This is a genomic window from Halogeometricum sp. S1BR25-6 (assembly GCF_031624495.1).
In the GTDB taxonomy this organism is placed as follows: domain Archaea; phylum Halobacteriota; class Halobacteria; order Halobacteriales; family Haloferacaceae; genus Halogeometricum; species Halogeometricum salsisoli.
On record NZ_JAMQOP010000001.1, the window covers coordinates 935,950 to 959,145 of the forward strand.

23 protein-coding genes, 1 tRNA gene and 1 pseudogene are annotated in these 23,196 nt (G+C 69.2%); 11 read left to right on the forward strand and 14 right to left on the reverse strand.

Annotated elements, in window-relative coordinates:
- Positions 1-93: 93 nt before the first annotated feature.
- Positions 94-993 (reverse strand): bile acid:sodium symporter family protein, encoded by a 900-nt coding sequence (locus NDI76_RS04930; RefSeq protein ID WP_310922897.1) that lies wholly within the window; start codon positions 991-993, stop codon positions 94-96.
- Positions 994-1,242: 249 nt separating this feature from the next.
- Positions 1,243-1,327, reverse strand: a tRNA-Ser gene (locus tag NDI76_RS04935).
- Between the two features lie 103 nt (positions 1,328-1,430).
- Here NDI76_RS04935 and NDI76_RS04940 point away from each other — a divergent pair.
- From NDI76_RS04940 to NDI76_RS04945, 3 genes and pseudogenes are all read left to right on the forward strand, one after another.
- Positions 1,431-2,393, forward strand: a complete 963-nt coding sequence (locus tag NDI76_RS04940) for an AAA family ATPase (RefSeq protein ID WP_310922898.1) — start codon at positions 1,431-1,433, stop codon at positions 2,391-2,393.
- Positions 2,394-2,569: 176 nt separating this feature from the next.
- Positions 2,570-2,819 (forward strand): annotated as a pseudogene (locus tag NDI76_RS22575) (S66 family peptidase); the annotation flags it as partial.
- Between the two features lie 89 nt (positions 2,820-2,908).
- On the forward strand, positions 2,909-3,796 hold the full coding sequence (locus NDI76_RS04945; protein ID WP_310922899.1) for a halocarboxylic acid dehydrogenase DehI family protein: 888 nt from the start codon (positions 2,909-2,911) through the stop codon (positions 3,794-3,796).
- A 42-nt stretch (positions 3,797-3,838) separates the two neighbouring features.
- Here the strand turns inward: NDI76_RS04945 and NDI76_RS04950 are convergent, their stop codons facing one another.
- Genes NDI76_RS04950 through NDI76_RS04965 form a run of 4 tightly spaced genes read right to left on the reverse strand, consistent with a single transcriptional unit; the run spans position 3,839 to position 7,207 of the window.
- Positions 3,839-4,351, reverse strand: a complete 513-nt coding sequence (locus NDI76_RS04950; RefSeq protein ID WP_425498323.1) for a DUF7519 family protein — start codon at positions 4,349-4,351, stop codon at positions 3,839-3,841.
- A 23-nt stretch (positions 4,352-4,374) separates the two neighbouring features.
- On the reverse strand, positions 4,375-5,643 hold the full coding sequence (locus tag NDI76_RS04955; protein WP_310922901.1) for a DUF58 domain-containing protein: 1,269 nt from the start codon (positions 5,641-5,643) through the stop codon (positions 4,375-4,377).
- Positions 5,640-6,275 (reverse strand): DUF7269 family protein, encoded by a 636-nt coding sequence (locus tag NDI76_RS04960; RefSeq protein ID WP_310922902.1) that lies wholly within the window; start codon positions 6,273-6,275, stop codon positions 5,640-5,642. Before NDI76_RS04960 ends, NDI76_RS04955 begins: the two co-directional genes overlap by 4 nt.
- Entirely contained in the window at positions 6,272-7,207 is a 936-nt protein-coding gene (locus NDI76_RS04965; protein WP_310922903.1) for a DUF4129 domain-containing protein, read from the reverse strand. The genes NDI76_RS04960 and NDI76_RS04965 overlap by 4 nt, the downstream gene beginning before the upstream one ends.
- Before the next feature lie 420 nt (positions 7,208-7,627).
- Here NDI76_RS04965 and NDI76_RS04970 point away from each other — a divergent pair, with 420 nt between their 5' ends.
- Together NDI76_RS04970 and NDI76_RS04975 are read left to right on the forward strand one after the other, a co-directional pair.
- Positions 7,628-8,422, forward strand: a complete 795-nt coding sequence (locus NDI76_RS04970; protein WP_310922904.1) for a helix-turn-helix transcriptional regulator — start codon at positions 7,628-7,630, stop codon at positions 8,420-8,422.
- Between the two features lie 88 nt (positions 8,423-8,510).
- Positions 8,511-10,322, forward strand: a complete 1,812-nt coding sequence (locus tag NDI76_RS04975; RefSeq protein ID WP_310922905.1) for a Na+/H+ antiporter — start codon at positions 8,511-8,513, stop codon at positions 10,320-10,322.
- A gap of 348 nt (positions 10,323-10,670) precedes the next feature.
- Here NDI76_RS04975 and NDI76_RS04980 read toward each other — a convergent pair whose 3' ends face one another.
- The 4 genes from NDI76_RS04980 to NDI76_RS04995 all read right to left on the reverse strand — a co-directional run bounded on the left by NDI76_RS04980 (position 10,671) and on the right by NDI76_RS04995 (position 13,174).
- Positions 10,671-11,081, reverse strand: a complete 411-nt coding sequence (locus tag NDI76_RS04980) for a TRAM domain-containing protein (protein ID WP_310922906.1) — start codon at positions 11,079-11,081, stop codon at positions 10,671-10,673.
- Positions 11,082-11,178: 97 nt separating this feature from the next.
- Positions 11,179-11,940 carry a YkgJ family cysteine cluster protein gene (locus NDI76_RS04985; RefSeq protein ID WP_310922907.1) on the reverse strand — a complete coding sequence of 254 codons (762 nt, stop codon included), beginning with the start codon at positions 11,938-11,940 and terminating at the stop codon, positions 11,179-11,181.
- Positions 11,941-12,002: 62 nt separating this feature from the next.
- Complete coding sequence (locus NDI76_RS04990; protein WP_310922908.1) at positions 12,003-12,794, reverse strand: MBL fold metallo-hydrolase; 792 nt, start codon at positions 12,792-12,794, stop codon at positions 12,003-12,005.
- A gap of 107 nt (positions 12,795-12,901) precedes the next feature.
- The gene (locus NDI76_RS04995; RefSeq protein ID WP_008389180.1) at positions 12,902-13,174 is read right to left on the reverse strand and encodes a MarR family transcriptional regulator; all 273 of its coding nucleotides are present in this window, start codon (positions 13,172-13,174) and stop codon (positions 12,902-12,904) included.
- Between the two features lie 138 nt (positions 13,175-13,312).
- On the opposite strand from NDI76_RS04995, the gene NDI76_RS05000 reads away from it, so the two are divergent.
- From NDI76_RS05000 to NDI76_RS05010, 3 genes are all read left to right on the forward strand, one after another.
- Entirely contained in the window at positions 13,313-13,705 is a 393-nt protein-coding gene (locus NDI76_RS05000; protein WP_310922909.1) for a PPOX class F420-dependent oxidoreductase, read from the forward strand.
- A 124-nt stretch (positions 13,706-13,829) separates the two neighbouring features.
- Positions 13,830-14,552 (forward strand): class I SAM-dependent methyltransferase, encoded by a 723-nt coding sequence (locus NDI76_RS05005; protein ID WP_310922910.1) that lies wholly within the window; start codon positions 13,830-13,832, stop codon positions 14,550-14,552.
- A gap of 65 nt (positions 14,553-14,617) precedes the next feature.
- Entirely contained in the window at positions 14,618-15,520 is a 903-nt protein-coding gene (locus NDI76_RS05010) for a glycosyltransferase family 2 protein (protein WP_310922911.1), read from the forward strand.
- A 34-nt stretch (positions 15,521-15,554) separates the two neighbouring features.
- Here NDI76_RS05010 and NDI76_RS05015 read toward each other — a convergent pair whose 3' ends face one another.
- Positions 15,555-16,385, reverse strand: coding sequence for an amidohydrolase family protein (locus tag NDI76_RS05015; protein WP_310922912.1), 831 nt, complete (start codon positions 16,383-16,385; stop codon positions 15,555-15,557).
- 251 nt (positions 16,386-16,636) lie between these two features.
- On the opposite strand from NDI76_RS05015, the gene thsA reads away from it, so the two are divergent.
- Positions 16,637-18,196 (forward strand): thermosome subunit alpha, encoded by a 1,560-nt coding sequence (thsA, locus tag NDI76_RS05020; protein WP_310923865.1) that lies wholly within the window; start codon positions 16,637-16,639, stop codon positions 18,194-18,196.
- A gap of 76 nt (positions 18,197-18,272) precedes the next feature.
- Here thsA and NDI76_RS05025 read toward each other — a convergent pair whose 3' ends face one another.
- Together NDI76_RS05025 and NDI76_RS05030 are read right to left on the reverse strand one after the other, a co-directional pair.
- Positions 18,273-18,866: a trimeric intracellular cation channel family protein gene (locus NDI76_RS05025; RefSeq protein WP_310923866.1), complete on the reverse strand. Its 594-nt coding sequence runs from the start codon at positions 18,864-18,866 to the stop codon at positions 18,273-18,275.
- A gap of 121 nt (positions 18,867-18,987) precedes the next feature.
- Positions 18,988-19,527, reverse strand: coding sequence for a nicotinamide-nucleotide adenylyltransferase (locus NDI76_RS05030; protein ID WP_310922913.1), 540 nt, complete (start codon positions 19,525-19,527; stop codon positions 18,988-18,990).
- Between the two features lie 168 nt (positions 19,528-19,695).
- Between NDI76_RS05030 and lonB the strand changes: the two genes are divergently transcribed.
- Together lonB and NDI76_RS05040 are read left to right on the forward strand one after the other, a co-directional pair.
- Positions 19,696-21,786, forward strand: coding sequence for an ATP-dependent protease LonB (gene lonB, locus NDI76_RS05035; protein WP_310922914.1), 2,091 nt, complete (start codon positions 19,696-19,698; stop codon positions 21,784-21,786).
- A 7-nt stretch (positions 21,787-21,793) separates the two neighbouring features.
- Entirely contained in the window at positions 21,794-22,729 is a 936-nt protein-coding gene (locus tag NDI76_RS05040; protein WP_310922915.1) for a CPBP family intramembrane glutamic endopeptidase, read from the forward strand.
- Between the two features lie 13 nt (positions 22,730-22,742).
- Here the strand turns inward: NDI76_RS05040 and NDI76_RS05045 are convergent, their stop codons facing one another.
- Positions 22,743-23,195 carry an MGMT family protein gene (locus NDI76_RS05045; RefSeq protein ID WP_310922916.1) on the reverse strand — a complete coding sequence of 151 codons (453 nt, stop codon included), beginning with the start codon at positions 23,193-23,195 and terminating at the stop codon, positions 22,743-22,745.
- Position 23,196 lies beyond the last annotated feature (1 nt).

Sequence of the window (23,196 nt, forward strand, 5' to 3'; positions counted from 1 at the left end):
CCGCGGGGTGACGCCGCGGGGAGACACGCCGCTCTGCGGTGAACCTACGGATACGGACGGCTCCTCCGGACGAATCCCGACCACGAATCGCCCCTACCGCCGTTTCAGCAGCCTCGCGAGGCCGGCGCTCGTGACCATCTCGACGACGCCGAAGGCGACGGCGGGCACCGACGCGATGGGTGGAAGACCGGCCGCGACGACCAACGCGGCCGCGACGGCGAAATCGCGCATCCCCACTGACAGCATCGACGCGATTCGCGTCGGCCGCGGGGCCGAATAGCCGAGGAGGTATCCCGAGAGGTAGCCTACGCCGTTCAGAGCGACGGCGCCGATGCCGACGTCGACGAGCAGCGACGCGTTCGAGCGGATCACCGTCGCGTTCGCGGCGGTCACTCCGCCGATGACGAGGATAACCATCAGGGCGGACACCGCCGGATAGGAGGCGTCGTAGCGGGCGACCCGGTCGGGGAAGCGCGCTCTGGCACCGATGGCGACCAGTATCGGTGCGACGACCGCCACGAGTAACTGCTCGACAATCGGTGCCGTCGGAACGTCGATTTCACCGACGAGAAGGGAGAGGACGGCCGGAACGAATCCCGCGCTCCCGACGCCGATGGCGACCAACGCGGTCGTCGACAGCGCGGTGTCGCCGCCCGCGAGTTCGGTCATCACCGGCGTCACGAGTTCCGGCGTCACCGCGCCGAGGATCACGAACCCGACCGTCAGATGCGCCGAGAGACCGAGGCCGCGGGCGACTCCGAAGGCGACAAACGGCATCGTGACGTGCCCCGCGAGGACGAGGCCGAGCGTCCGGACGTCGATTCGACGGAACTGCTCGACCGAGAGCGTTAGCGAGATGCTGCCGATCATCACCGCGAGGATGAGTGTCGACGCCCGGGTGATGACCGACAGTCGGGGAAGAGCGACGCCGACGCCGACTGAGAGGAGGATCCACAGGAGGAGGTAGTCCTCGACCGCGTCGGTCAGTCTCATCGAGCGAATCGTCCCTCCGTCGGTACCGCCGCGGTATCATCGTGTCGGACTGGCCGAGGTGGCACCGAACGGTTTCGGGGGGTCTCTCGCGGACTGAGTTCGCTGAGAAAGCGCCGAGGGTGAGATTTGAACTCCACTCGCTCCCTGCGGTCGCTCGCTAGTTCAAATCTCACGTAGGCGTTACCCGACGACTCACGCGTACCGCGGCGCGACGAGACGCGCCGCTTTGTGGGTAAGTCTGTGAGAAAGCGCCGAGGGTGAGATTTGAACTCACGTGTCCGAATGGACAGTAGATTTCGAATCTACCGCCTTGGCCAGGCTAGGCTACCTCGGCTCGCATCTACACGTGGAACGGCCCGAGTTTAATCGGTTTCGATTTCGACGGACCACGTGGGTCCCACCCGGAGTACTAAGTCGCACGACGACGCGAGCATCGTATGGATATCCCCGAAGCGAGCGAGGCGTGCGGCGACGTCCTCGCCGAGGTGTCGAAGGCGGTCATCGCCGACCGAGAGTTCCTCGAACGCGTCATGCTCGGCGTCCTCTCGCGCGGCCACGTCCTCCTCGAAGACGTCCCCGGAACGGGCAAGACGCTCAGCGCCCGCAGCATCGCCACGGCGCTCGGACTCTCCTTCTCCCGCGTGCAGTTCACGCCGGACCTCCTCCCCTCCGACGTGACCGGCACGAACGTCTTCAACGAACGCGAGAAATCCTTCGAGTTCTCCGAGGGGCCCATCTTCGCCAACGTCGTCTTGGCCGACGAGATAAACCGCGCGCCGCCGAAGACGCAGGCCGCCCTCCTCGAAGCGATGGAGGAGGGACAGGTGACGGTGGACGGCGAGACGCACGACCTCCCGAAACCGTTCCTCGTCATCGCCACGCAGAACCCCGTCGAGAGCGAGGGCACTTTTCCCCTCCCCGAGGCGCAGATAGACCGCTTCGTCGTCAAGACCGAAATCGGCTACCCCGACGCCGACGGCGAGGTCGAACTGCTCCGCCGGCGCGTCGGCCGCGAGGCCCGCAGTCCGAGCGTCGGGCCCGTGCTGAACCGAGACGAGGTGCTCGACGTGCGACTCGTTCCGGAGGACGTCCGTGTCGACGAGGACCTGTTACGGTACATGGCGGAGGTGGCGCGGGCGACGCGCGTCGACCGGCGCGTTGAGGTGGGCGTCTCTCCCCGCGGAACGCAGCGACTCCTGGAGGCCGCCCGCGCCCGGGCGGTCCTCTCCGCGCGCGCGTTCGTCACCCCCGACGACGTCAAGCGCGTCTCCCCCGCCGTCCTCGCGCACCGACTCGTCCTCACGCCGGACGCGCACGTCAACGACGTGGACAAGGGGGACGTCGTCTCCGAGGTGCTCGGACGGGTCGAGGTGCCGACGGTGGATTCGGACTCTGAGTAGGGTCCCGAGGAGTTTGAGGCCGCACGACGCGGTCCGCGTATGCCGGATGTCGTCACCCCGCCGCCGGTGGAACGCGGCGACCGGGTCGCGGTACTCGTCCCCGCGTCGAACGCCTCGCGGTACTCGCCCCCGCGTCGAACGCCCCGGAATCCGCCCGCTTCGTCTACGAACTCGGTCTCGAACGGTTCGACGGCGTCCTCGTCGGACGGGTCGCCGCGCGTTCGCACGTCGAGGGCCATCTCCCGGAGTGGCGGACGGCGTACCGGGAGCGACAGCGGAACGCTATCGAGGGCGTCTTCGAGACGTACAACCCGGACGCCGCTCGTCTTCGACTGCGAGTTCGGCCACACCTACCCGACCTGTTCGATACCCGTCGGCGGCGAGGTCCGAATCGCCCCGGCAGCGGAGACGATACGGTTCGGCTGACGGGTGGTCTCCGGGGTCGCCGTTCGCGTCGCCCGCCGAATCGACCTGTCGGGCAGGACACCTACGTGCGTCCCGACCGAGACGTCGGTGTGGACACCGACCAGCAACTGCACGAGACGGACGCCCGCGGGTGGCGCCGCGGCGTCTACGACGACATCAAGCGGACGTTCCGCGCACCCATCGTCAACTGGATCTTCCGAACGGCGATGGCGAACGAACCCGAGTTCACGCGGTACGCGTGGGGGCAGGTCAAACCGCTCTTCGAGACCCGCGCGTTCGCGCGGCTGACGGTCGAGTACCGCGACGCCGTCCTCTCGGAACTCGAATCGGAGACGCCGATTTCGACGTACCGGGCGGCCGAGGCGGGCGTCGACCCCGCGGCCTACCGCGAACTCCGTGGGCAACTCGCCACCTACGACGTGGTCGCGCCGCGGTTGGCCGTGCTGTTCGAGACGATGGACCGAGCGCTGCGCGACGAGGCGGTCGGTTCGGACCCCGTCGACGGACGAGCGGCGACCGAACCGTTCCCCGAGTGGTTGGACCGCGACCGGGGGCACGCGCCGACGCTGCGCGATGTCGCCGACGTGCCCGAGGAGCTATCGGAGACGGTCGAGTCGGTCCAGGCGTTCCACGGATTCGACGGGGACACGCTGCCGAGCATCTACCGGACGCTCGCGCAGTGGCCCGCGTTCTTCGACCCGATGTGGGCGGACCTCGAACCCCGACTGGAGAGCGACGCCTTCGAGCGCGCCTGCGAGCGGACCGACGACCTCGTCGGGTCGTTCGTCGACGCCGCGCCGTACCGGCCGCGACTCGGCCCCGACGACCTCGAACGCGCCGGGTTCGACGAGGACACTGCGACGGGCGCGCGTGAGCTCTTCGGCCAGTTCGCGTCCGGTCCCGTCTCGACGGTCCTACCGGCGCTCCCGGCGTACGCCGCGACGGTGGACGCCACTGGGGAGCGCGACCTGCGCTGACCTGCGAGCGCCGGCCGGAGTGCGGAAGCGCCCCGAGAACGGCTACCGTCGCCGCCGACCCCGGTTCGACCCGCCGTCGTCACCGCCGCCGCGGAGCGCCGCGACCAGCGCGACGACGCCGAAGAGCAACAGCACGAGCGACGCGACGGGCTGACCGCCCCCGACCGAGAGAGACACCGCGTAGGCGACGGCGGCGCCGACGACGCCGACGGCCAGCGTCGTCGCGGAGTGGACGAGGGTCAGACGCGTCGTGTCCGCCTCGCGACCGAGTTGCTCGCCGACGCCGATGGCGTACTCGGCGGCGTCCCACGAGACGACCGTTCCGAGCGCGCCGAGGAGGAGAGGTTCGGGCGCCCCGCCCCGCGCGCCGGCGTAGAGAACGCCGAGGAACAGCGCCGTCGCCCCGAGCGTCACGACGCGGCGCGAGGCGCGGACCAGTCCCGCCGCGAGGACGAGGACGCCGACGCCGGCGGGGGCGAGCGCCCCGGTCGCGGCGACGCCGACGCCCGCGAACCCGAGCGCGGCGGCCCCGAGGGCGACGGAGAGTCCCGCCACAGTCGGCCGTCGGGTTATTTCGGTCACCGCGACCACCGCCGACCGGCGCGGGCGAGTTCGATCGCCAGCGGTCGCTCCCCCCAATCGACGACGCGCAGTCCGGCCCGTCGGAGGCGCGCGAGGCGGTTGCGTCGCTCGACGCGCGCGAGTCGGTGGCCGGCCGTGTCGTCCGTCGTCGGGTCCGGGCTGACGACGGTGACGAGGTGCCCGTAGGCGTCCAGCCGCCGCGCCGCGGTGACCGCGAGGTCGTCCGCCAGCGGCGAGAAAAAGAGCACCTGCGCGTCCGACGGGAGTCGGCGTCGCAGGCGCCGGAGCGCGACGATGGGGTAGTAGGGGTCGTTCGGCGGCGTCGGCGCGAGCGCGGGGTTCGCCGCGAACAACTCCCGCGCGCGCGCTCGGTGGTCCGCGCCGGTGGCGGGCGCGAGCCAGCACTCCCGCGGCGACAGCGCCGCCACGCCGACCCGGTCGCCGCTGTCCAAGAGCGAAGAAAACGCCCGCGTCGCGGCGTCGACGCTGCGCTCGACGGCGTTCTGTCCGCCCGCCTCCCCGGCGACGTACGACTCCTCCCTGGCGTCGACGACGAGGACGACGGTGGCCGCGCGCTCCTCGCGGAACTCCAGCGTCGCCATCTCCCCGGTGCGAGCGCGGCGGTTCCAGTCGATGCGGTTGAGCGGGTCGCCTCGGCGGTACTCGCGGGTGGAGTAGAACTCCAGTCCGTCGCCGGCGACGTCCGTCGCGACCCGGCCGGTGTACTGCGTCGTCAACCCCCGGAGCGGCAGGTCCGACGTGGCCTCCAGCGACGGCGCACACCGGAGCGTCGTCTCCTCGGCCGGCGCGAACGCCTCGCTGTGCTCCCGTTCGGCGCTGGGGCTGCGGACCACGGCCCGAAGCGGTTCCCAGACGTGCTCGCCGCGGACGGCCTCGACGGCGTAGGAGAACGTCGCGGACTTGCCCGCTCGGAGCGCCGTGCCGTGGCGCGCGGCGCCGTCGGTCACTTCAAGGGCCGGCGGGACGCCGTCTATCAGTCTGAGGTCGGTGAGCGCGGCACCCTCGTTCGTGACCGTGACGGTGACGCGCACCTCCTCGTCGGCGTCCGGCGTCGCCTCCGAGAGCGTCCGCTCGACGTCCAGTCTCGGCGTCGGCGCGTCGGAGAGCCACGCGTAGGCGGTGTAGGCCACGCCGACGCCCGCGACGAGGAGTAACGACGGCTGTTGGAGGACGACGCCCGCGGCGCCGGCGAGGAGGGCCGCCCCCTCGATGCCGGTCCAGCGGTTCGTGTCGATATCCCTCACGCGCGGCCCTCCTCGACCGGGTTGGACGCCGGGTTCGGTTCCGGTTCTCGTTCCCGTTCGCGCTCCCGCCTCCGTTCGGCGACGGAGCCGTCGCCGTCGTGTATCGCCTCGACGGCCGCGACGGTCCGCGCGACGCGCGCCGGCGCCGACGACTGGCGGCGGACGAGGAGGCTGAGCCGCCGCCGCCACGAGAGCGGGACGTCCGCACCGAGGTAGCGGGCCGCGATGGGGTCGTCCGTCCACGTCCCCTCGTCGACGTGCGCCTCGGCCGCCTCCGGCGAGCAGTTGTCGTGCAGGACGAGCGACTCGACGGCCGCCTCCCGGAGGCGCGCGCGGAGGTTCGACGCCCCCGAACCCCGCCACCCGTCGGCGCTCCCCGCTCGCCGGTCCGCGTCGTCGCCGGGCGTCGGCACCCGGTAGCGGAGTTCGGGATTACCCGTGTCGGTCGCGCGGTAGTCGACGTTCCGGCGGCCGAGCGCGTAGCGGAGGCCCTGCACGCCGGCCACGAGGCCGACGACGGTGACGAACACGAACGTCACGTTCAGACCGGGGACGACGAACCCCGCGAGGGCGGCGAGTCCTCCGAGGACCGCGACGACGCCGGCGCCCGCGACGAACGACCCGGTGTTCACGAGTCGTCCCCCGCGTCGGCGTACGCCGACTCGATGCGTCTGAGCGCCGTGACGGCCCGTTCTTCTCTCTCTTCGGTCGGCGACTCGCCGCCGTACCGGACCTCCTCGAACAGGCGGGTGAGTTCGTCCACGTCCTCGCGGGCCATCCCCGCCTCGACGGCCGCCGAGGCGAACTCGCCGGGCGTGCTCGTCCGCGGGTTCGGGATGTCGAGGAGCGTCGTCATCTCCCGCCACGCGCGGTACACCTCGTTGCCCACGTCGGCGTCCTCCTCGATGCGGTCCGCTGCGGCGCCGGCCGCCCGGCCGATTTCCCCCACGTCGACGTCCGGGTCCTCCTCCGGGACCGTCTCCCGGCCGGCCGCCTCGTCGTCGCCGGTCGAGAGGACGAGGAGGGCGACGGCCCCCACGAGTGCGACGACCAGGAGAACGCCGAAGACGGCCGTCGGCGCGGCGACGGCGCCCTCGCCGGACCCGCCGAGTTGCCCGCCCCCTTCCGGAAGCGAGAACGACCCGTTTCCGGCGCTCGCCCCCGCGCCGCCGAACTCGATGGGACCGCAGGTGGTCAGCAGCACCCAGAACACGTACCCCGGCAGGCCGAACGTGAATCCCACGGCGGCGACGGGCAGCAGCGACCGCGTGTCGCGGTATATCAGCGCTAGCAGGCCGACGAACACGAGGAGCAGTCCGGCCACCACCGCCGGATTCGTCAGTATCGGCAGGCAGAACGAGATGACCGGAGCGCTGCCGCCGCTCTGCGTCTCCGAGAGGCCGGCGTCGCCCTCGTCGGACGGACCGATACCGGGGACGTCGGACCCCCCGCCGAACCCGCCGCTGCCGCCGGTGACGGCGGTGTCGATGGTCGCCGCCGCGATGCCCAGAGCGAGGACTGCGAGGAGAGCGAGGCCGACCGTGCGGGCGGCGTCTCTGTCCACGACACGATGTACCGAGACCCACAGTAAAGGCGTTTCGAGGCGGTCCGCCGCCGTTCTCGGACGCTACCGTTCCTGTCCGACTGGAACGTTCCAGCCGAGCTGGAATACTACCGTCTCCCTTAACGAATATTCAAGTGAGACGGCGCGTTGTACCCGACCGCCCCGACGGACCCTGCATCCGACCGCATCCGTCGGGGCGCGGGACGTCCGCGGTTCGGTCGTCGTCGCACATCCGCCCCGCGTCCGCCGCCCGCCTCCCCGCTTTCTCGCTTCGCTTCGGCCCTCCCGGGACCGGACCCCGGTCCGGTCCGCTCGACGAACGCGAGTCCCTCCGTCCGCGGGCGCCGCCCATCGACCGCCACCGCCGACTGCCAACCGCCGACCGCTGGGTTTAGTTCGGACCGCGTCGACGCTGCGAACGTGACCGACAGTTCGGAGGGGGGACCCGTCGAGTACGTCGAGAGTTCGCGGACCCGCGAGTCCGTCGTCGTCGCCCTCCGGTTAGAGGCGCGACCGGTCCGGGAACTCTGCGCCGCCCTCGACGCCAGCGAGTCCGGCGTGTACGCCGCGACGAACGGCCTCCGGGACCGCGACCTCGTCGAAACCGCCGACGGACGCGTCCGCCTCACCGGCCTCGGACGCGTCGTCGCCGACGCGGTGGAACGCCGACGGCGAGTGGAGACGCTGTTGGAGACCGACTCCGGCTACTGGCGGACGCACGACGTGCGTGCCCTCCCCGACGCCTTCCGCGCCCGTCTCGGCGAACTCGCGGGGGCGGAGGTGTTCCGCGCGTCCGAGACCGACCCCGGAGGCGCGGTGCGTCTCGTCGACGACCACCTCCGCGACGCCGACGCGGTATCCGTCGTCTCGCCCGTTCACCTCCCGGGTCTCGGACGGACGCTCCGGGAGGTATGCGCCGACCGGCCGGGGGGACTCCTCGTCACCGAAGCCGTCGTCGAGGAGATTCGCCGCCGCGAGGGGGCGGTCCCCCTCCCGGAACGCCTCTCCGTCCGGGTCGCCGACGCGTCGTTCGCCCTGGCGGCGGTCGACGGACGGACGCTCCTCTCGCTGCCGCGACTCGACGGGACGTATGACCCGCGCACCGAACTCGTCGCGGACACCGACGCCGCCGCGGCGTTCGGCGAGGACCTGTTCAACCACGTCTGGGCGGGCGCGACGCCCGTTGAGGACGTGGCGTCGACCCGACCGATCTGAGCAGCGGCGTCTCGGACGCCGGCCGCAGGCCCGACGGGACCCCGAAGGGCCACCGCACCTATCCGTCGCCGTCGAAAACGTTCCCGTAATGCCGACGAGCGCAATCGAGCAACAACTCATCGACCTGCTGACCGTCTTCCTCATCGCCGGGGGTGTGGGCGCGCTACTGGCGAAAATCGGACGCATCCCCTACACCATCGCGCTCCTCATCGCCGGGTTCGCCGCCTCTATCGTCGGTCTCGGGATAGATATCACCCTGACGCACGACATCATCCTGCTCGTTGTCCTCCCGCCGCTCCTGTTCGAGGGGGCGGCGACGACCGACATCGACGAGTTCAGGGCCAACTTCCCCGTGATGGCGACGATGGCGACGGTGGGGTTGGCAATCTCCATCGTCATCGTCGGACTCGTCTCGACCCGTCTGTTCGGCTATACGCTCCTGTTGGGACTCCTGTTCGGCACCATCATCCTCCCCACCGACCCCGTCTCGGTGCTCTCACTGTTCAAGCAGGTCGGCGCGCCCGAACGGCTCTCGGTCCTCGTGGAGGGCGAGAGCCTCATGAACGACGGCATCTCCGTCGTCATCTTCTCGGCGCTGCTCGCACTGATCGAGGCGGGCGACAGTGCCGCGGACCTCGCGACGCTGGACGGCGTCACGGAACTCGTGAGCGGCATCGTCGTCTCCGCTGGCGGCGGCGCCGTCGTCGGCCTCGCCTGCGGCTACCTCGTCTACCGCGTGATGGCGAACCTCGACGAGCACATGACCGAAATCGTCCTGACGGTCGTGCTCGCCTACGGCGCGTTCCTCGTCGCCGAGCACTACCTCCACGTCAGCGGCGTCATCGCCACCGTCGCCGCCGGCCTCCTCATCGGCAACCGCGGCCGAGAGTACGCCATGTCGCCGCAGACGAAGACCGCGGTGTTCAACACGTGGGAGACGGCCGCCTACGTCGTCAACACGTTCATCTTCGTCCTCCTCGGCGTGAAGACGCCCATCCGGCAGATTCTCGCCGAGGTCGAGGTGCTGATTCCCGCTATCGTCCTCGTCCTCGCCGCGCGCGCCATCGCCGTCTACCCCCTCACCGAAATCGTCAACCGACTGTCAAACGCGAACGTCTCGCGGCAGTACCAGCACGTCCTCGTCTGGGGCGGCCTCCACGGCTCCATTCCCATCGCCCTCGTCCTCGGTCTCCCCGAGGCGGTCGGACCGCGACAGCAGATGCGCGTCCTCGTCTTCGGCATCGCGGCGTTCAGCCTCGTCGTGCAGGGCCTGTCGATGAAGCGGTTCCTCCGCACCGTGGGCGTTCAAACCTCCGGGGAGGAACAGAAGCTCTACAGCCTGCTGCTCACCCGCGCGAAGGCCGTCGACGAAGCGCTCGACGAGGCCGAGCGACTCCACGAGCGCAACATGATCCGAACGGACGTCTACGAGCGGTTCCGCCGCGAGTACGGCCGCGAGAAGAAGGAGCTCGACCACGTCGTCCGGTCGCTGTTGGAAGCCGAACCGTCGCTGTTGAAGCAGGAACTCCTGCAGGGTGAGACGCGCATCCTCCAGGCCGAGGAGAGCGCCATCACCGAGGCGGAACTGAGCGGTCAGTTGTCGACGGACCTCGCCGAGGACCTCATCGCCGAGGTGCGCGAGAAGGAGGCCCGCGTCGAACGCGGCGAGACGACGGTGACCAGCGACGTCGAACACGAGGGATACCGGGAGTTCTGGCGCGAACGCGCCGAGGAGTTCGGACTGACCGTCGGCGACGAGGTGCTCGACGAGGCGGACAAAGAGGAGATAACCCACGAACCCCAGATGGACATCCCGCCGATAGAGGGCGACGAGCGGCTACCGAGAACCGGCGGCGAACGGGACGACACCGATACCGACGACAGAACCGAGAGCGAGTGAGGAGACGGGACTCGGTGGCGGGTTGCGCCTCTGTCGGGTGGCGTCACCGTCCCGACGAGCGTCGCGGTCCGTCGTCGCGCCTCCGGAACAGAGACGGACGGTAGCCGGGGTGCCGAACGCCGGAGAACGGGAGTCGGTTCGCTCGCTCGCTTTGGTCGCGGCCGGTCGCTCCGCTGTACCGAGTGATTCGCAGGTTCGGGACGCGCCGGCCGTGCCCGCCTCCGCGAGACGGAAGGAGAAGAGACCCGATGCCACGCCTCGCCGGAGCGGTTCGCGCGTTCGAATTCCTCCCGGTCCGCTCTCCGCGGGCCTTCGGGAACTCCTCGCGCGACGGGTCGTCAGAAGCCGTTAGAAGTCGTCCTCTATCACTTCGCCGACGGCGAAGTTGGATTTGACCTCGGTTACCTCTATCTTGACCCGGTCGCCCACTTCCGCGCCCGGGACGATGATGACGTAGCCGCGTTCGACGCGAGCGATGCCGTCGCCCTGCTTACCGATGTCCTCGATTTCGACGTACCGGAGTTCGCCGACTTCGACGGGCGGTTGCGGTTCGGACGAGGGCGTCGTCGACGCGGTGCTCGTGTCCGCGGACTCCTCGGAGTCGACCGATTCGCGGGAGATGAGAGCGACGCGATACGTCTCGCCGGGTTCGACCGTGCCGGACTCGACTTCGCGCTTCGGAACTTCGACCACGTACCGGTCGTCCTCCGCGCGCACGTCGGTGTTGAACAGACACAGGAGTTTATCTGAGATTTCCACCGTGATAGACCTCCACGCAAAACTCTCGTGGAACTGTTAAATGTGTACCGCCGGCGTCGGACGTCCGAGCGGTCGAGCGACTCCTCCCCGCTCCGGTTCAGTCGTCGAGGGCCGACCCGTCCGGTCGCTTCGCACCCTCGGAGTCGTGGACGACCACCTCGCCGGGTCCCGTGTCGACGTGACGGTACTCGTCTCTGACGCCGACGGCCTCCTCCAGTTCCCGAATCGCGCGTTCTTTCAGCGCCTCGGCCAGTTCCTCGGCACTCTCGCGGGAGATGTCGCGGCCGAGGCCCTCGCACTCGTGGGCGCGGAGCGTCTCCTCTCCGCTGCCGGCCTCGTCGGCGTCTCCCTGCGCCGGAAGCGCGACGCTGTCCACCGCCTCGCCCATCGGCTGACTCGTCCCGTCGAGGCCGACGCTGAACGGGTACGTCTCGCAGATGAGCGGTCGGTCGTCGTGGACGGTGCAGGCGCCCTTCGTCCCCTCCTCCGTCGCCGCCTCTTCGTAGAAGACGCAGTCGCCGCAGGCGTCGGTCTGGAGCGCCCACTCGAACGTCTCGCCCTCCGGCCCGTCGTCGCCCTCCGAGAGGCCGTACGGCATCGGCCGGGCGACGTCCCGCCACTCGGAGCGGTCCTCCGATGCCTCCTGTATCTCCCGTACCTCGTCGGGGAACACCGTCGCGGTGTGCGGTTCTCGGTCGTCGGTGTCCTCGCCCCCGTCTTCGTTCCCGTGGCCCTTACAGCAGGCGCCGCACCGGGTACACTCGAAGCCGATGGACTCGATGGCGTCCGCGATATCGGAGACCGACAGGTCGCGGGCGCGTTCGAGTTCCTCCTCCAAACTGGGTCCGGCGTGGCTCACACCGTCGCTTCGGCGCGCGGTCGAAAAACACTCTCGGTCGGTCGACCCCCCGCGGACGCCGCTCAGACGGGTTCGACGCACTGGGTGTCCGCGTCGTACCGGAGGCGCCCCTCGGCGTCAAGTTTCTCGACGTGCGCGATGACCGTCGCGCGCGCGAGGTCGCGGACCCCCGTGAGGTCCTTCCCGTAGGCGGCGTCGACGACGGCGTCGACGTCCGCCGCACCCCCGTCGACGGCCGCGAGGACGCTCCGCTCGCGGTCCAGGCGGTGCCGGAGCAGGCGTTCGCACGTCGCCCGCGGGTCGTCGATGACCGGGCCGTGTCCCGGGTAGAGCGCGGACGGGTCGCGGGCGTGGAGGCGGCGGAGAGCGACGAGGTAGGCGCGGAGGTTGCCCTCGGGCGCGCCGACGACGACGCTGCCCTCGGCGACGGCGAGGTCGCCGCAGCAGACGCCGAAGTCGCCCTCGAACGCGACGTGGTCGGGAGCGTGCCCCGGCATGTCGAGGACGGTCACGCCGCCGTCGTCTCCGCCGACCGGAATCCGCTCGCCCTCGGCGAACGTCCGGTCGGGTTCGACCCCCGTCGCGCCGGCGAAGCGAGTCTCGCGGCCGCGCCGACACCAGACCGTCGCGTCGGTTTCCTCGGCGTACGCCCGCACCGCGCCGGTGTGGTCGGGGTGAGTGTGGGTCACCGTCACGTGCTCGACGCTTCGCCCGGCGACGAGTTCGTCCAGTTCGTCCGTCCGGTCGGCCGGGTCGACGAGCAGCGCTCGGTCGGACCCGACGACGTAGGCGTTCGTCGCCCCCGCGGGCGCACGAGTGGTGACCGGGACCGGTTCGCGAACGATTGGCGTCACGACTCCCGGTTCGCGAGGGTCTGAAAAAACCGTACTGGTGGACGGCGGGAGGTGGCTTGGTCAGTCCGTCCTGCAGTCGCCGTCCACGGTCGTTCTCCGAGTCCGCGTTACGTGTTCAGGAAGTAAACCTGCTTTCGGGCGTCTTTGAAGCTGTAGCGCGACCCGACGAGGTCCGACTCCTCCAACCGGTTCAGCGCGTAGCGGACGGTCCGGTCCGGGAGCAGGGACTCCTCCGCGAGTTCCCCCTGCGAGAGCGGCGCGTCGCCCTCCAACACTTTGGCGACGAGCTTCGCGCTCGGGGGTAGCTCTCGGAGTCGTTCGCGGAACTCGCCCTCCGAGAGGGGGTCCTCACGGTTCATCTCTGCGGTACTGGTGCTCATACTCCACGCGAACACGTCTGCCGTGGTAAAGCTTGGCTACAAGTGTGTCAAAACAATGCAGTCACATTATACACAAATAAGGTCATACTAGGGCTATGGGACCGAACCGTTTTCTCGCGCCGCGGCGACGGACGGCACGTGATTCCCGAATCGCACGTCGACATCTTCGAGAAGAAGTCGTTCGCCCACTTCGCGACGGTCATGCCCGACGGAACGCCGCAGGTGACGCCCGTCTGGGTCGGTCACGAGAACCGGGAGTACGTTCTCCTCAACAGCGCGTACGGCCGACGGAAGGTGAAGAACGTCCAGCGAGACCCGAAGGTCGGCGTCTCGGTCCTCGACCCGGACGACCCGTACCGGTACGTCTCCGTCCGCGGCGAGGCGGAGTTGGTCGACGAGGGCGCCCGCGAACACATCGACGAACTCGCGCGGCGGTACATGGACGTCGACGAGTACCCCTACCACGACGAGGAGTCCGGCGGACGGGTCATCGTCCGCATCCCGGCCGAGAACGTCGTCACAAGCGGCTAGCCGGGCGGACGCGGGCGGAACGCGACGCGGCCGGTCCGCCCCGCCGTCGGCGCGCCCGGCGGCGGTCGGTCGTCCGGCCGCATCCAGTACGGTTTTAGGCCGTCGGCGTGCAGTACGGTGTAGTGTGAAAGGAAAGGAGTGGTACCAGGCGGACGACGTCGCCCAAGAGTACGACTCGAAGCGATTCTCCCGCGGCGGGCGACTCATCGACCACCGAGAGAAGCAGGCCGTCCTCGACGCCGTCGGTCCCGTCGAGGACAAGAACGTCTTGGAGATAGCCTGCGGTACCGGTCGGTTCACCGTCATGCTCGCCGAACGCGGCGCGAACATCGTCGGACTCGACATCTCTCGGGCGATGATGACGCAGGGACGCGAGAAGGCGCGGCGGGCGGGGTCCGAAGTCGCAGAGCGCATCGAGTTCCTCCGCGGCGACGCGGCGCGTCTGCCGTTCCCCGACGACCACTTCGACGCCGTGTTCGCGATGCGGTTCTTCCACCTCGCGGACACGCCCGCGAAGTTCCTCGCGGAGATGGCGCGCGTCTCGAAGGACGTGGTGTTCTTCGACACGTTCAACGACACCAGCGCGCGCCTCGTGTACAACTGGCTGTTGCCGATGGGGTCGCGGCTCTACGGCGAGTCGGAGGTGGACGGCCTCCTCCGCGACGCCGGTCTCAGACTGACCGAGGCGAACCACGACTTCGTCGTCCCGTACGGCGTCTACCGAAAGATGCCGAACGGCGTCGCAAGCGAACTCCGCGGTCTCGACACCTCGTTCGGCGGGACGTCGCTCGGCGAACGTCTCGCGTCGGTGTCCTACTGGACGGCCTCGGTCCCCGACGCGGACTGATTCCGGCTTCTTCTTCCGTCCGCCGGAGCGGCGGCATTTAAGTCGCTCCGTCCGTACGGACGGGTATGCATCTCTCGGTAGTGGTTCCGACGCTCAACGGTCGGGACCGCCTCGCGGCCGGCCTCGACGCTCTGGCCGAGGCCGCCCCGGACGCCGAAGTCGTCGTCGTCAACGGCCCGTCGGCCGACGGCACCACGGGGATGGTGCGCGACCGAGACGACGTGGACGTCCTCGTCGAGATCTCCGACCGGACGCTGAACGTCGCCCGCAACGCCGGCATCCGCGCCACCTCGGGCGACGCCATCGCGTTCCTGCGCTACGACTTCGCCGCCGAAGAACAGTGGCTGGACGGGGTCACCGACGGACTGGAGGAGGCGGCGGCGGTCACCGGCCCCTCCCACCGAACGCTCCGCGCCGGGATGACCACCGAGACGCTCGAACGGCGGACCATCTGCGGCCGCGACGTGACCTACTTCAACGGCGGCAACGTCGCCTTCCACCGCGACGCCTTGGAGGAACTCGACGGCTTCGACGAGTACCTCCTCACCGGCGGCGCACGCGACGTCGCCCACCGACTTGCGGGAGTCGGAGAGACGGTGACGTGGCGCCCGGAGATGAGCGTCCGGACGGAGTACGAGGCCGACGGCGGCGTGAAGGAACGCGATTGGGGCTGGAAGTACCGTTCGCTCGGCTACCGTCTCGCCAAGAACTACGGTCTGCGCCCGACCGTCGCCCGACGGACGCTCAGGCACGCCTGGACGGACGCGTTCTCGGCCGCCCGCGACGTGATTCGCGGCGACGGGTCGCCGACGGGGTGGTTCGGAACGGGCAAGGACGTCGTCGGCGGGATGGCAACCGGCATCTCGGATGGTCTCGTCGCCCGCGCCCGCGACCGAACGACGACGCGGAACCCCCACGGTTGTTCGAAGCGGACCGACCGCGCCGTGGCCACCTACGACTGGCGCTGACTTCTCGGTCTCACTCTCACTCTCGCTCTCACCCTCATCCGTCGCCCGGCCCGAGTTCCGGCACGACGCGCGCGGCGTTCTTCGAGAACGCGCGGCGCATCGCGTCCTCCGAGACGTCGAGCGTCAGTAGTTCCATCACGCCGACGTTCGGGTGCGCCTCGGGCGCACCGCTCCCGAACAGCACCCGGTCGGGATGTTCCAACAGCGCCCGTTCCATGACGTCGCGGAAGCGGACGAAACTCGTGTCGAGGTAGAGGCCGTCGGACTCGTCCAACAGGTCGATGCTCCGGTGCATCAGGTCCCGTTCCAGCGGGTACCCGCCGAACCCGGCCAGAATCACGGGAAACTCGCGCCGGAGGAGCGTCTCGGCGGCGTCCTCGGGCGTGAACTCCCGGCCGCCGTGGACGAGGACGGGCAGACTTACGTCGTCCAACCGGTCGAGCGTCTCCTCGTCGGGCAGGCCGTCGACGGCGGGCGCGAGTACGAACCCGTGGAACCGGTCGTCGTAGGCGTACTGTTCGATGTCGTCGGGGTCCGCGTGACTGTCGTCGCGCGAGGCGGTAAGGTTCCGCAGGCGCGCGCTGGCGCGTCCGCTCGGGTCTCGCGGGCCGTTCACGCGCGCGAACGCCACGAACGGCCGGTCGACGCTCATCCGCGCGACGGCGTTGTTCGCGCGGAGGTATCCCTCCCCCTCGGCGCGCCGCCCCGGCGAGACGACGGCGCGGACGACCCCCGCCTGGTGGAGTTCCCGCTCCAACCGCTCGGGGCGTATCTCCCGCCCCCGCGCGGCCACCGACTCCTCGCCGTCGGGGTCCAACCGCGCGTGGACGTCCACCACCCGGAACCCGTGATTCAGTTCGAGCACGGTTCGACCTTCTCGGGCGGGGTCAAATAGCTTATCAGCACTGTTCATCCAAACGACCAGTTCGATTTAGGGCGGTTTCGGTGGCCAAATGATTTTTGTATCACTTATCTCAAAACCCGGCGCCGGGCTGCGACAGAGTAGCACCCTTATACGGTCTCTGTCGTGCGATTTCTCGACACAAAGTCAGCGAAATGTATTTATAGAACCGCTGGCGTCTACAGGGGTGAGGTTTCATACTCATGTCATCACGAATGCAGCAACCCCTGTACATTCTCTCCGGCGGTAGCTCCCGAACGCGCGGTCAGGCCGCCCAAGACTCGAACATCCGAGCGGGCAAGGCCGTCGCGAGCGCCGTCCGGACGACGCTCGGCCCCCGCGGGATGGACAAGATGCTCGTCGACTCCTCGGGCGAGGTGGTCATCACCAACGACGGCGCGACCATCTTGGCGAAGATGGACATCGAACACCCCGCCGCGCAGATGATCGTCGAGGTGGCCGAGACCCAAGAGGAGGCGGTGGGCGACGGCACCACGACGGCGGCCGTCCTCACGGGCGAACTCCTCGTGCACGCCGAGGACCTCCTCGAAGGGGACCTCCACCCGACCGTCATCGTGGAGGGCTACACCGAGGCGGCCCGCCTCGCGCAGGAGGCCATCGACGCGCAGGTACTCGACGTCGACCTCGACGACGACCTCCTCGAGACGGTCGCCGAGTCCAGCATGACCGGCAAGGGAACCGGCGACGTGACCGCCGACGTCCTCGCACAGCACGTCGTCCGAGCGGTCCGCATGGTCCACGCCGAAAACGGTCGGTTCGACCGCGACGACGTCCGCGTGCTGACCCGCACGGGCGCGTCTTCCTCGGCGACGGAACTCATCGAAGGCGTCGTCATCGACAAGGACCCCGTCAACGACACCATGCCCACGTCCGTCGAAGATGCCACCGTAGCGGTTCTCGACGTCAAACTCGACGTCCGCAAAGGTGAGGTCGACACCGAGTACACCATCTCCTCCGTCGAGCAGTTGGACGCGGCTCTGAAGGCCGAGGACGACGAACTCCGCGGCTACGCGAAGGCGTTCGCCGACGCCGGCGTCGACGTGGTGTTCTGCACGAAGTCCATCTCGGACCGCGTCGCCGGCCACCTCGCGAACGCGGGCATCCTCGCGTTCAAGAGCGTGAAGAAATCCGACGCGCGCGCCATCGCCCGCGCGACGGGCGCCAAGCGCCTCGGCTCCGCCACCGACCTCGACGAGTCGGACTTCGGCCGCGCCGACTCCGTCTCCATCGAGACGTACGGCGACGACGACCTCGTGTTCGTCGAGGGCGGCGACGCCTCGAAGGCAGTCACGCTGTTCCTCCGCGGCGGCACCGAGCACGTCGTGAACGAGCTCGAACGCGCCATCAACGACGCCATCGACGTGACCGTCGCGGCGCTCGACAAGGGCGGCGTCGTCCCCGGCGCGGGCGCGACCGAAATCGCCATCGCCGACCACGTCCGCGCCGAGGCCGCGGGTATCGAGGGTCGCAAGCAACTCGCCGTCGAGGCGTTCGCGGACGCTGTCGAGGCGCTCCCGCGTACCCTCGCGGAGAACACCGGCATGGACCCCATCGACGCCCTGGTCGACCTGCGCGCGCGCTACGAGAACGAGGGCATCGCGGGCGTCATCTCCAGCGGTCGCAGCGGCGAAATCGGCGACCCCGTCGAGCACGGCATCCTCGACCCCGCCGCGGTCAAGCGCGAGGCGGTCGAGTCCGCCACCGAAGCCGCGACGATGATCGTCCGCATCGACGACGTCATCGCCGCCGAGTAAGACCGTAGCGTCGCAGACTGTCGTTTTCTCTCTCTTTCTTTCTCTCGCCGTCACCCTCGGAGCGACCGGCGCGTCGTCAGACCTGCGGAAGTCGCCACTCGCGCCGGAGCGCCAGCATCCGCAGGGCGAAGACGACGCCGGCGCAGGCGCCGGCGGAAACCCCGGTCGGCGCGCCGACGACGCGCGCGAACAGGAAGACGCCGCCGCCGAGGAGGGCGGGCGTCGCGTAGAAGTCCTCGCGCAGGACGACGGGCACGCGACCGAGGAACACGTCGGCGAACGACCCGCCGCCGACGGCCGTCACCGCGGCGAGGACGACCACCCCGTACGGCGCGAGTCCGGCGTCCGTGCCGACGAGCGCCCCCGTCGCGGCGAAGGCCGCGAGGCCGACGGCGTCGCTCACGAGGAACGCGCGACTGTCGAGGATACGAACGTGTTCGGGGGCGCGCCGCGCGAGGACGACGGCGAGAGCCACGCCGACGAGGGCGACGGTCATGTCGCCCGTCGTCGTCAGCGACGCGGGGGGTCGGTTGACCAGGACGTCGCGGACGGTGCCGCCGCCGAGGGCCGTGAGAACGCCGAGGACGGCCACGCCGAACAGGTCGAGACCGGCGTCGGACGCCTTCAGCGACCCCGCGACGGCGAACGCGAGCAGACCGACGACGTTCATCACGACGAACGGGTCGGGGGCGGTGACGGCGATGGCGGCGATGGCGGCGGGGGCGAACGGGGGAACGGACGGCGCCGAAACGACGGGCAGCGCCGGCGGGCCGAGCGGAACCGACACCCCGTTACGACGGCGAGGGGTAGTCGTCGCGCCCGCCGTTCGAGTCGGTGTCGCTGACGCGTTGCAGGCGTTCGATGCCGCCCACCTCGTCGATGATGCGCTCGACGGGGTCGGGGACCAAGTCGCGCCAGTTCTCGTCGTGCACCATCCGGTCGCGGAGTTCGGTGCCCTCCAGCACGTCGCGGTTGAACATCGGCGACTGGTGCACCTCCACGCCGGCCTCGGAGAACAGTTGGATGACGAGGGGGTTGTTCGAGTACGCCACGTCGAAGGCGGGAGACATGCTCTGAACGTGGCTCACCCAGACGGAGTTTCTGTCCAGGTCCTCGATGGGGACGGCGTAGGTGGTGATGTCGAAGTCCGCGACGGACTTCGTCACCATCATGACGCGTTCGCCCGCCGTGAACGGGTTTCGCGGCGAGTGGGAGTCGCCGGCGGAACCGATACCGAGGACGAGTTCGTCCACCTCTTTGGCTATCTCTTCGACCATCCGGTGGTGGCCGTTGTGAAAGGGCTGGAAGCGACCGATGTAGAACCCCCGCATGCTTTCGATTTCTTCGGCTGCCTTTATAAACCCGGCGAGTCCGTCTAATCCGCGATTTCACGATGTACGAGGTCTGAATCCGCTGAATGGCGTCTGGGTAGGGGGAACGCACGTGGGGAGAAAGTATATCAGTCGTGCAGCCTTTCTTTGAAGTAGCGAAACAGTTCTATGAGTAACGACATGGATACCGACGAAAACTCCTCGGAAGAGGGGGTCGACATCCCCGAAGAGGCCCCCGACTCCTCCGCCGGCAACGGGGAGGCCTTCCCGGAGTCGGACCCCGACGACGGGACCGACGACGTCGACAAGCGGACCATCGACGACCTCGGGAGCGACGTGGAAGTCGACGCCGACGTCGACGACGACGTCGACGAAGACGACCTCCTCGGCGGGCTCCAGATCGATTCGACGAGCGAGATCGAGGTGCCGGATCGCCTCGTCGACCAAGTCATCGGTCAGGAGCACGCCCGCGACGTAGTCATGAAGGCCGCCAAACAGCGCCGCCACGTCATGATGATCGGGTCGCCCGGGACGGGCAAATCGATGCTCGCCAAGGCGATGTCCGAACTGCTGCCCAAAGAGGAACTGCAGGACGTTCTCGTCTACCACAACCCCGACGACGGCAACAACCCCAAGGTTCGAACGGTCCCCGCGAGCAAGGGCGAACAGATAGTCGAGGCCCACAAGGAAGAGGCGCGCAAGCGCAACCAGATGCGCTCGTTCCTCATGTGGATCATCATCGCCATCGTCCTCGGCTACTCGCTCATCATCGCCGGGCAGATACTGCTCGGCATCCTCGCGGCCGGCGTCATCTACCTCGCCTTCCGCTACGGTTCCCGCGGCAGCGACGCGATGATTCCGAACCTCATCGTCAACAACGCCGACGGCGCGGCCGCGCCGTTCCAGGACGCCACGGGCGCGCACGCCGGTGCGCTCCTCGGCGACGTCCGGCACGACCCGTTCCAGTCCGGCGGGATGGAGACGCCGAGCCACGACCGCGTCGAACCCGGCGCCATCCACAAGGCGAACAAGGGCGTGCTGTTCATCGACGAGATAAACACGCTGGACATCCGCTCCCAGCAGCACCTGATGACGGCCATCCAGGAGGGCGAGTTCTCCATCACGGGCCAGTCCGAGCGCTCCTCGGGCGCGATGGTCCAGACCGAACCCGTCCCGACGGACTTCATCATGATCGCCGCCGGGAACCTCGACGCGATGGAGAACATGCACCCCGCCCTGCGCTCGCGTATCAAAGGGTACGGGTACGAGGTGTACATGGACGACACCATCGAGGACACCCCCGAGATGCGGCGCAAGTACACCCGATTTATCGCACAGGAGGTGCAGAAGGACGGCCGCCTGCCGGACTTCAACACCGAGGCCATCGAAGAAATCATCCTCGAAGCCCGCCGCCGCGCGGGTCGCAAGGGCCACCTCACGCTCTTGCTGCGTAACCTCGGCGGACTGGTCCGCGTCTCGGGCGACATCGCCCGCGCGGAGGACGCCGACATGGTCACCCGCGCGCACGTGCTGCAGGCGAAGGGCCGCAGCCGGTCCATCGAACAGCAGCTCGCGGACGACTACATCGAGCGCCGCAAGGACTACGAACTGCAGGTCGCTGACGGCTACCAGGTCGGCCGCGTCAACGGCCTCGCCGTCATGGGCGAGGACTCCGGCATCATGATGCCCGTGATGGCCGAGGTCACGCCCTCGCAGGGGCCGGGCGAGGTCATCGCCACCGGGAAGCTCCAAGAGATAGCGATGGAGGCCGTCCAGAACGTGTCGGCCATCATCAAGAAGTTCTCCGACGAGGACATCTCCGAGAAGGACATCCACATCCAGTTCGTGCAGTCCTACGAGGGCGTGGAGGGCGACTCCGCGTCCGTGACGGTCGCCACGGCGGTCATCTCCGCCCTGGAGAACGTCGGCGTGGACCAGTCGCTCGCCATGACCGGCAGCCTGTCGGTCCGCGGGGACGTGCTCCCCGTCGGCGGCGTCACGCACAAGATAGAGGCCGCCGCGAAATCCGGCTGCTCGAAGATCATCATCCCGCAGGCGAACATGCAGGACGTGATGATCGAAGAGGAGTACGAGGAGATGGTCGAAATCATCCCCGTCAGCCACATCAGCGAAGTGCTCGACGTGGCGCTCGAGGGCGAACCCGAGAAGGACTCGCTCGTCGACCGCCTCAAGAGCATCACCGGCTCCGCGTTCAAGCCGGAGCAGGTGTCCGGGCCGTCGAGCCCGAGCCCGCAGTAACCGCCGGATGCCCGATTGGGCGACGTTCGCCGCGTTTGCGAGCGTCGTCACGGCAGGGCTGCTGATTCTCTCGTTCGCCTCCCGAGGCGCTATTTTACCCGACGACGAGCGGCCGCACCGCGCGGTCGGCGACGGGAGCGAAGACGAGGACGGGGACGGCGACGTTCGAGCGGCGCCGGCCGACCCCGAGGGGTCGTCGGACCGAGCGCGGAAGCCGTCCGGGGGCACCCCAGACCACCGGGAAGTCGTCCTCCCGAAGTCCGGCGTCCGCTACCGGTTGGACCCGGTACGCGAGGACGAAGACGAAGACGGAAACGGGGTCGAAGCCGGAGGCATTCCGGAGCTATCGACCGCCGAACTGCTCGCCAACGTCGCGTTCTCGCAGGGACTATTCGCCGTCTTCCTCCTCGCGGGCGCGTGGTACGCGCAGGTTCCCCGCTCGGCGTTCGGCGCGGGACCGGATTCCCTCTCCGTCCCGGCCCTCGTCGGCGGCGCCGCACTCGGCGTCGTCCTCTACGTCGTCAATCAGGTCGGGGCCGCGCTGGGGGCCGCACGCGGACTCGGGAACGCCGAGGAACTCAGGGAGGCGCTCGCGCCCGACACCCCCGCCGGCTGGGTCGTCCTCCTCTTCTTCGTTCTCCCGCTCATCGCGGGGTTCGAGGAACTGCTCTTCCGCGGCGCCCTTATCGGCGCCTTCGCCGCCGGGTTCGGCGTCTCGCCGTGGCTCCTCGCCGTCGTCTCGTCCGTCGCGTTCGCCCTCGGACACAACGCCCAGGGGCGCCTCGGCGTGCTCGTCACCGGGGCGCTCGGGTTCGTCCTCGCGGCGGCGTACGTCCTCACGGGAAGCCTGTTCGCCGTCGTGTTAGCACACTACCTCGTGAACGCCCTGGAGTTCGTCGTCCACGAGGGCCTCGAACTCGACTGGGCAGGGCGGCTGACGTAGCCTCGAGAGCGAGCTACTCCGATTCCAGCGCCCGCAGCCGTCGAGCCACCTCGTCGGGCGTCGCTCCCGCGGCGTCCGTGAGGCGGTGGTCCGGGACGAACAGCGGCACCGGGTTCTCCCGCAACGCGGTTCGCGCCGTCGACACGTCCGCCTCGTCGTCGGGGTCCAGCCCCGCCATGCGGACGACGCGTCGGAGTTCGACCGTCTCCCCGTAGGGGACGTTCCCGACGGCGTCGAGGACGCGCCGGTGCTCCGTCGGCACGGTCAACGCCACGGGCGCGTCCTCGAAGTGGTCGGCTTCCCCCTCCAAGTAGTCGAACACCCTGTCGAGCAGCGAGTGCTCGGACTCGGCATCCGGCGGCACCTCGGCGGGAAAGGAGACGCTGATGATGCTACCGCTGGCGACGCCTATCTGCACCGCTCGCCCGAGCACGTCCGACTGTCGGGCGAACACACCGGCGTTCATG